5 protein-coding genes and 1 pseudogene are annotated in these 7,308 nt (G+C 69.8%); 5 read left to right on the top strand and 1 reads right to left on the bottom strand.

Translation table 11 applies throughout. The features are described 5' to 3' along the window. The 5 genes and pseudogenes from OG2516_RS12660 to OG2516_RS12640 form a co-directional block, all read left to right on the top strand. Window positions 1–442: pseudogene (locus tag OG2516_RS12660) on the top strand (sugar ABC transporter substrate-binding protein); the annotation flags it as partial. A 144-nt stretch (window positions 443–586) separates the two neighbouring features. Then, window positions 587–1,450: a carbohydrate ABC transporter permease gene (locus OG2516_RS12655; RefSeq protein WP_040615814.1), complete on the top strand. Its 864-nt coding sequence runs from the start codon at window positions 587–589 to the stop codon at window positions 1,448–1,450. 10 nt (window positions 1,451–1,460) lie between these two features. Further along, window positions 1,461–2,291, top strand: a complete 831-nt coding sequence (locus OG2516_RS12650; RefSeq protein ID WP_007256075.1) for a carbohydrate ABC transporter permease — start codon at window positions 1,461–1,463, stop codon at window positions 2,289–2,291. Between the two features lie 11 nt (window positions 2,292–2,302). After that, complete coding sequence (locus tag OG2516_RS12645; protein WP_007256074.1) at window positions 2,303–3,307, top strand: ABC transporter ATP-binding protein; 1,005 nt, start codon at window positions 2,303–2,305, stop codon at window positions 3,305–3,307. Between the two features lie 126 nt (window positions 3,308–3,433). Then, entirely contained in the window at window positions 3,434–4,900 is a 1,467-nt protein-coding gene (locus OG2516_RS12640; protein WP_007256073.1) for a mannitol dehydrogenase family protein, read from the top strand. A gap of 4 nt (window positions 4,901–4,904) precedes the next feature. Here OG2516_RS12640 and OG2516_RS12635 read toward each other — a convergent pair whose 3' ends face one another. Next, the gene (locus tag OG2516_RS12635) at window positions 4,905–7,295 is read right to left on the bottom strand and encodes a glycoside hydrolase family 38 N-terminal domain-containing protein (RefSeq protein WP_007256072.1); all 2,391 of its coding nucleotides are present in this window, start codon (window positions 7,293–7,295) and stop codon (window positions 4,905–4,907) included. Window positions 7,296–7,308 lie beyond the last annotated feature (13 nt).

The raw sequence follows: 7,308 nt of genomic DNA, 5'->3' as shown, positions 1-7,308 counted from the left end.
CGGCCTCGGCAAGCGCGGCAACTGGCTCTGGGCCTGGTCGCTGGCGATCCCGTCCTCCTCGGATGACGTCGACGCCGCCAAGACCTTCATCTCCTGGGCTACCGGGCCGGCCTACGCCGAGCTCGTCGCCGAGAACGAAGGCTGGGCGAACGTGCCCCCCGGCACCCGCACCTCGCTCTACGAGAACCAGGAGTACCTGGACGCGGCGCCCTTCGCGCAGATGACGCTCGAGAGCATCAACGCGGCCGATCCGACCAACCCGACGGTCGACCCGGTCCCCTACACCGGCGTCCAGTTCGTCGCGATCCCCGAGTTCCAGGGCATCGGCACGCAGGTTGGCCAGGAGTTCTCCGCGGCGCTCGCCGGTCAGCAGTCCGTCGACGAGGCGCTGGCCAACGCGCAGAGCCTGACGACCGAAGAAATGGAAGCCGCCGGCTACTGAGCCGACGCTTCACCGGACGGGGCCTCGGCCCCGTCCACCTCCGCCACCGACCACGCGAAAACCTGACCGACGGCGTTTCCGCAGGCCCCTCCGGTCTTCGCAAGTGCCGCCTGCCGTGCACCCCCACAGCAAGGAGCTATCGAAATGGCCACCCAGCACTCCCGATCCGCAGCCCGCTGGATGATCGCGCCCGCCGTGTTCGTGCTTCTGGTGTGGATGCTGATCCCGCTCTGCATGACGCTCTATTTCAGCTTCGCCGACTACCGGCCGATGCGGGCGACGTTCGAGCCGTGGATCGGCTTCGACAACTACGTCTCCTTCCTGACCTCGTCGTCGTTCCTCGACTCGGTGGTGACGACGCTGCAGATGGTGGGCGGCATCCTCTGCATCACCATCGTCGGCGGCGTGCTCATGGCGCTGCTGCTCGACAAGCCGATGTTCGGGCAGGGCGTGGTGCGCATCCTCGTCATCGCGCCGTTCTTCGTCATGCCCACCGTGTCGGCGCTGGTGTGGAAGAACATGTTCTTCAACGTCGACAACGGCCTGTTTTCCTACGCCTACTCGGCCCTGGGGCTGCAACCGTTCGACTTTCTCAGCCAAGCGCCGCTGTTCTCGATCATCGTCATCGTGGCCTGGCAATGGCTGCCCTTCGCCACGCTGATCCTGCTCACCGCCGTGCAGTCGCTCGACAGCGAGCAGCTCGAGGCGGCCGAGATGGACGGCGCGCCGGCGCTGTCGCGCTTCCGCTACATCATCCTGCCCCACCTTAGCCGGGCGATCACCGTCGTGATCCTGATCCAGACGATCTTCCTGCTGTCGATCTTTGCCGAGATCTTCGTCACCACGAACGGCGCCTTCGGCACCCGCACGCTCACCTACCTCGTCTACCAGCGCGTGCTGGAGAGCCAGAACATCGGGCTCGGCTCCGCCGGCGGCATCATCGCCGTCATCCTCGCAAACATCGTCGCGATCTTCCTGATGCGGATCGTCGGCAAGAACCTGGACTGAGGAGAGCACCATGGCCCGCGCCGTCAGCACTCAAAAGAAGGTCATGTGGACCGCCCTTGCCTGGGCCTTCGGTCTGCTCCTCTTCTTCCCGATCCTGTGGACCTTCCTGACCTCGTTCAAGTCCGAGGCCACCGCGATCGCCGACCCGCCCGTCTGGTTCTTCTTCGACTGGACCCTCGAGAACTACACCGCCGTGCAGGAGCGCTCGAACTACCCGCTGGCGCTGACCAACTCGATCATCATCGCCGTCGGCTCCACGCTGCTCGGCATCCTGATCGCGGTCCCCGCCGCATGGGCGATGGCCTTCGTGCCGGGCAAGCGGACCAAGGACGTGCTGCTCTGGATGCTCTCGACCAAGATGCTGCCCGCCGTCGGCGTGCTCTATCCGCTGGTGCTGCTGGCCAAGTGGCTCGGCGTGCTCGACAGCCGCATCCTGCTCATCGTCGTGCTGATGCTGATCAACCTGCCGATCATCGTCTGGATGCTCTACACCTACTTCCGCGAGATCCCGGGCGAGATCCTCGAGGCCGCGCGGATGGACGGCGCCTCGCTGCGCAACGAGATCATCTACGTGCTGACTCCGATGGCCGTGCCGGGCATCGCCTCGACCATCCTGCTCAACATCATCCTCGCCTGGAACGAGGCGTTCTGGACGATCCTGCTGACCACCGTGGACGCGGCGCCGCTGACCAAGTTCATCGCCAGCTACTCGAGCCCCGAGGGTCTGTTCTACGCCAAGCTGTCGGCCGCCTCGATGCTCGCCATCGCGCCGATCCTCGTCATGGGCTGGTTCAGCCAGAAACAACTCGTCCGGGGCCTGACCTTCGGCGCCGTGAAATAAGGAGCACCTTCATGGGACGCATCACGCTTGAGAAAGTGCAGAAGAAGTTCGGCGACGTCGAAGTCATCCCGCCGCTGGACCTCGAGATCGACGACGGCGAGTTCGTGGTCTTCGTCGGACCCTCCGGCTGCGGCAAGTCCACGCTGCTGCGCCTGATCGCCGGCCTCGAGGACGTCTCCGCCGGCGAGATCCGCATCGACGGCCAGCCCGCCACCGACAAGCCGCCCGCTAAGCGCGGCCTGGCGATGGTGTTCCAGAGCTACGCGCTCTACCCGCACATGTCGGTGCGCAAGAACATCGCCTTCCCGATGAAGATGGCCGGGATGGACCAGGAGGAGCAGGACCGCCGCATCGCCAAGGCGGCGCAGGCCCTGAACCTGACCGACTACCTCGACCGACGCCCCGGCCAGCTCTCGGGCGGCCAGCGCCAGCGCGTCGCCATCGGCCGCGCCATCGTGCGCGAGCCGGCGGCATTCCTCTTCGACGAGCCGCTGTCCAACCTCGACGCGGCGCTGCGCGTGGGGATGCGGCTGGAGATCTCCGAGCTGCACAACACGCTCGAGACGACGATGATCTACGTCACCCACGACCAGGTCGAGGCGATGACCATGGCCGACAAGATCGTCGTGCTGCGCGCGGGCGTCATCGAGCAGGTCGGCTCGCCGCTCGAGCTCTACCGCGAGCCGCGCAACGTCTTCGTCGCGGGCTTCATCGGCTCGCCGAAGATGAACCTGATCACCGGCCCCTCCGCCGGCCAGCACGGTGCCCAGACCATCGGCATCCGCCCCGAGCACCTCGACGTCGTGCCCTCGGGCGGGACCTTCACCGGCACCGTCGGCGTCGCCGAACACCTCGGCTCCGATACCTTCTTCCACGTTCATGTCGACGGGCTGGAAGAGCCGATGACCGTGCGCGCCGACGGCGAGGTCTCGCTGCATCACGGCGACACGATCCACCTCGAGCCGCAGCCCGACAAGATCCACCGCTTCGACGCGGACGGGTTGCGGATGGCCTGATCCCGCGGCCGGGCGGCGGCCCGACGGGCGCGGTCCGGCTGGCCTTGTGTTGTTATTCCCGGTGCCGTGGCCCATCAGGCACCGGCCACCAGTGACGCCGCCCCGCGCGGTGCGAGAGGACCTGCCATGCCCACGCCCCTGTCGAACGCCACGCTCAGCGACCTGCCCGACGGCATCCGCGTGCCGCGCTACGACCGCGGCGGCCTGACGCCGGGGATCGTCCATATCGGCCTCGGCAACTTCCACCGCGCCCACCAGGCATGGTACCTGCACCGGCTCATGGACGAGGGCCTCGCCAACGACTGGGCGATTATCGGCGCCGGCGTGCGCGCGCCCGACGCCGCGCAGCGCGAGCGGCTGCTGGCGCAGGATTGCCTGACGACGCTGATCGAGCTCGACCCGGCCGGCAAGTCCGCCGAGGTGACGGGCCCGATGATCGGCTTCGTGCCCATCGAGGAGGGCAACGGCGCGCTCGTCGCCCAGATGGCGCAGCCCGAGATCCGCATCGTCGCGCTTACCGTGACCGAGGGCGGCTACTACCAGAAGGCCGACGGCGGCTTCGACGCCGCGCACGACGACATCCGCCACGACGCCGCCAACCCGGCCACCCCGCGCACCGCCTTCGGCGCGATGGTCGCGGCGCTGCGCCTGCGGCGCGAGGCGGGGCAGGGGGCCTTCACCTGCCAGTCCTGCGACAACCTCCAGGGCAACGGCGACATCCTGCGCCGCGCCGTCGTCGGCCTCGCCCGCCTGACCGACCCCGGCCTCGCCGACTGGATCGACGCCAGCGCCACCTTCCCCAACGCGATGGTCGACTGCATCGTCCCCGCCACCGGCCCCGCCGAGCTGGCCCTCGCGCGCGAGCTCGGCATCGCGGACAACGCACCGGTGACGCACGAGAATTTTCGCCAGTGGGTAATGGAGGACAAGTTCTGCGCCGGCCGCCCCGACTGGGACAGGGTGGGCGCGACCTTCACCGACGACGTCCACGCCTACGAGGCGATGAAGCTGCGCTGCCTCAACGCCGGCCACCAGATCCTCGCCAACGCCGGCGAGCTGCTCTCCATCGAGACCATCGCGGGCTGCATGGCCAACGAGGGGATCAACGGCCTCTTCCGCAAGGTGGAGACAGAGGAGATCGTCCCCCACGTCGCCGCCGTCCCCGACATGACCCCGCGCGACTACGTCGATCTCATCGACCGCCGCTTCTCCAACCCCGAGATCCGCGACACCACGCGCCGCGTCGCCTTCGACGGCTCCTCCCGCCACCCCGGCTTCCTGCTGCCTGTCGTCCGCGACGCGCTCGCCGCCGGCACGTCGCTCGACGGCCTGGCGCTGGTCGAGGCGCTCTGGGCGCGCATGTGCGAGGGCACCCGCGAGGACGGCACCGTCATCGCGCCGAACGATCCGCACTGGAACGCGCTGCAGGCCGCCGCGCGCGAGGCGAAGACCCGCCCCGCCGCGTGGATCGAACAGCGCCGCTTCTACGACGACCTCGCCGAGGCGCCGCGCTTCGCCGGGGCGTTCGGCAAGTGGCTCGCGAAGCTCTGGGCCGACGGCACCGAGGCGACGCTCCGGGCCTACATCGGCTGACGCATCAGCCGCGCTCCAGCCCGTCGAGCGGCCGGAGCGCGTCGGGCCCCACCTCCAGCGTCGCCAGGGCGCGCGGCCCCACCGTCGCGCGGGCGCCGTTCACCGACAGCTCCGCGCCGGTGCCGTCGAGCTCGGTGGCGCGCAGGATGGTGCGCGCGTCGTCCTCGGCCATCTTCAGCGTCGAGACGTGCAGCCCCTCGGCCTCCACCGCCAGCCAGCTCCCCCGGGCCGGGCCGGTGCCGCCGCGCGCGACGTGCGGAGTGGAGATCACCGGCTTGTTCAGCGTCTCCGCCAGCGCCAGCGCATCGCCCCGCGACAGGGCCGGCGCGGCGCGCAGGTGGAAGGTGAAGGCGTGCTCGCCCTGGTCCATGTAGCGATAGCGCGCGCCGTCCTCGAGCGGCACCGGGTCGTGGTGGGCGAAGACCGGCGAGCGCAGCGCGGTGACGTAGACTACGCCGTCCTTGCCGGCGAACGAGTACTTGGCGTCGTTGGCGAGCACCACGTCGCGCCCCTTCGCGCGCGCCCGCAGCCAGCGCAGCCCGGGCACCTCGCGCCCGCTCATCACCCGCGGCGCCCAGCCGCCGGGCACCTCGCACTCCATCGACTCCGCGCCGACGGGATAGGCCAGCCGCAGCAGCGTGCGCCGCTCGCGCCAGTCGAGCAGCACCCGCAGCTCGACGGGCAGGCGGCCGTCCTCGGGCAGCACGATCGCCGTCGTCATCCGCGAGGCGCGCGCGGCGCAGGTGATCTCGACCACCTTGCGCACCGCCCCGTCCTCGATCAGCCGCACCCGCTCCAGCCGCATCGCCTCGCCCTCGAGGCCCAGATGCCCGTTGCCGTGGCCCCAGGTGTCGGTCGGGTCGTCCACGAGGGTCGCCCGGTGCCCCGGCGCGTCGAACACCTCCAGCCCGTCCGCCGTGCGCAGCGACGCGATGGCCCCGTCCGCGCCGATCTCGAGCCGGTAGCCGCCGGTCTCGAACACCCGCGCGTCGGTCTCGGCCCCGAAGCCCGGCGTCGGCGCGCGCTCCCCCGCCTCGTCGGTCACGAAGCGCAGCATCCGCCAGCCGTAGGCCGGGACCTCGAGCGGGAACGCGATGCGCTGCATCCCCGTCGTCTTGCCGTGCGGGTCGGCGTACTGGAACGGCACCGCCGCGCCGTCCTCGTCGATCACCCGCCGGCGGCTCGTCACGTCCTTGTCGACCCACGGCTCGGCCTCCATCAGGCACGAGGCGGCGTGGCCGTTCATGTTGACGAGCAGCATCGTCGCGTCCTCGGGGCTGGGCGAGGGGGCGATGGTGCGGGCGAGGTGGCGCACGGCGGCGTTCAGCTCCAGCTCCGCCCCGTGCACGACGCCGCCGAGCTCGCGGGCGCTGTCGACGCAGGCGCTCTCGAGGCTGGTGCCGCCCAGCGTGTCGTGGAACTGGTTGAACAGCAGCACCTTCCACAGGCGGGCGAACGTCTCGCGCGGGTAGGGCGCGCCGGTCTCGCGCGCCGCCAGCGTCGCCGCCGCCTCGGCCTGCTCGAGCAGGCTCTCCGCCTTGCGGTTGAGCGCCTTCAGCGCCGAGGCCACGGCGTAGCAGCCGACCGCGTGAAACTGCAGCTCGTCGTCGTGGACCGGCCAGTCGCCGCCCTCGACCTCCTCGAAGAACCGCTCGGGGTCGGAGAACTTCAGCCGCTCGCCCGCCGCGATGCGCCGCTCGATCTCGTCGATGTTGGCCTTGGTCGGCGCGCCGCCGTGGTTGCCCACGCCGTAGAAGCACATGAACGGATGCCCGGCGGCCCGGATCTTGTCGTAGTGCAGATCGGTTTTCTCGGGCAGTGGCATCTCGCGCTTGGAGGTGTTGTAGGCCCCCTGGATGCGAAACGCCGTGACCTCCGAGCCGTCCGGCGCGCGCCAGCGGAAGATCTCGCCGGGCAGGTCGATCTCGGAGGCATTGGGGCGCATGAACGTGTAGCTGGTCGAGCCGGTATGGCGCAGCAGCATCGGGAATGTGCCGGGATGGCCGAAGCTGTCGACGTTGTAGCCCGCCGGCACCTCGACCCCGAACCTGTCGCGGAACCAGCGCTTGCCGTAGAGCGCCTGGCGGATGACGCTCTCGCCCGAGGGGACGTTGCAGTCGGGCTGAATCCACCAGCCGTTGACGATCACCCAGCGCCCCTCGGCGACGTAGTGGCGGATGCGCGCGAACAGGTCCGGGTCGAGCTCCTCGATCCAGGCGTAGATGTGCGCCTCGCCCTTGGAGAACACGAAGCCCTCGCCCTCCTCCATCCGGTCGATGGCCGCCCAGCAGGTGCCGATCGCCTCGGCGCAGCCCTCCTGCCAGCGCCAGAGCCAGACCGGGTCGAGATGGGCATTGCCGATCATGTGGAGCATCGGCTGGTGGGCGTCGGTCATGGCGTGGGGTGTC

This window comes from Oceanicola granulosus HTCC2516 (genome assembly GCF_000153305.1).
Classification (GTDB): Bacteria; Pseudomonadota; Alphaproteobacteria; order Rhodobacterales; family Rhodobacteraceae; genus Oceanicola; species Oceanicola granulosus.
This window is presented reverse-complemented; position numbering and strand designations above follow the sequence as displayed.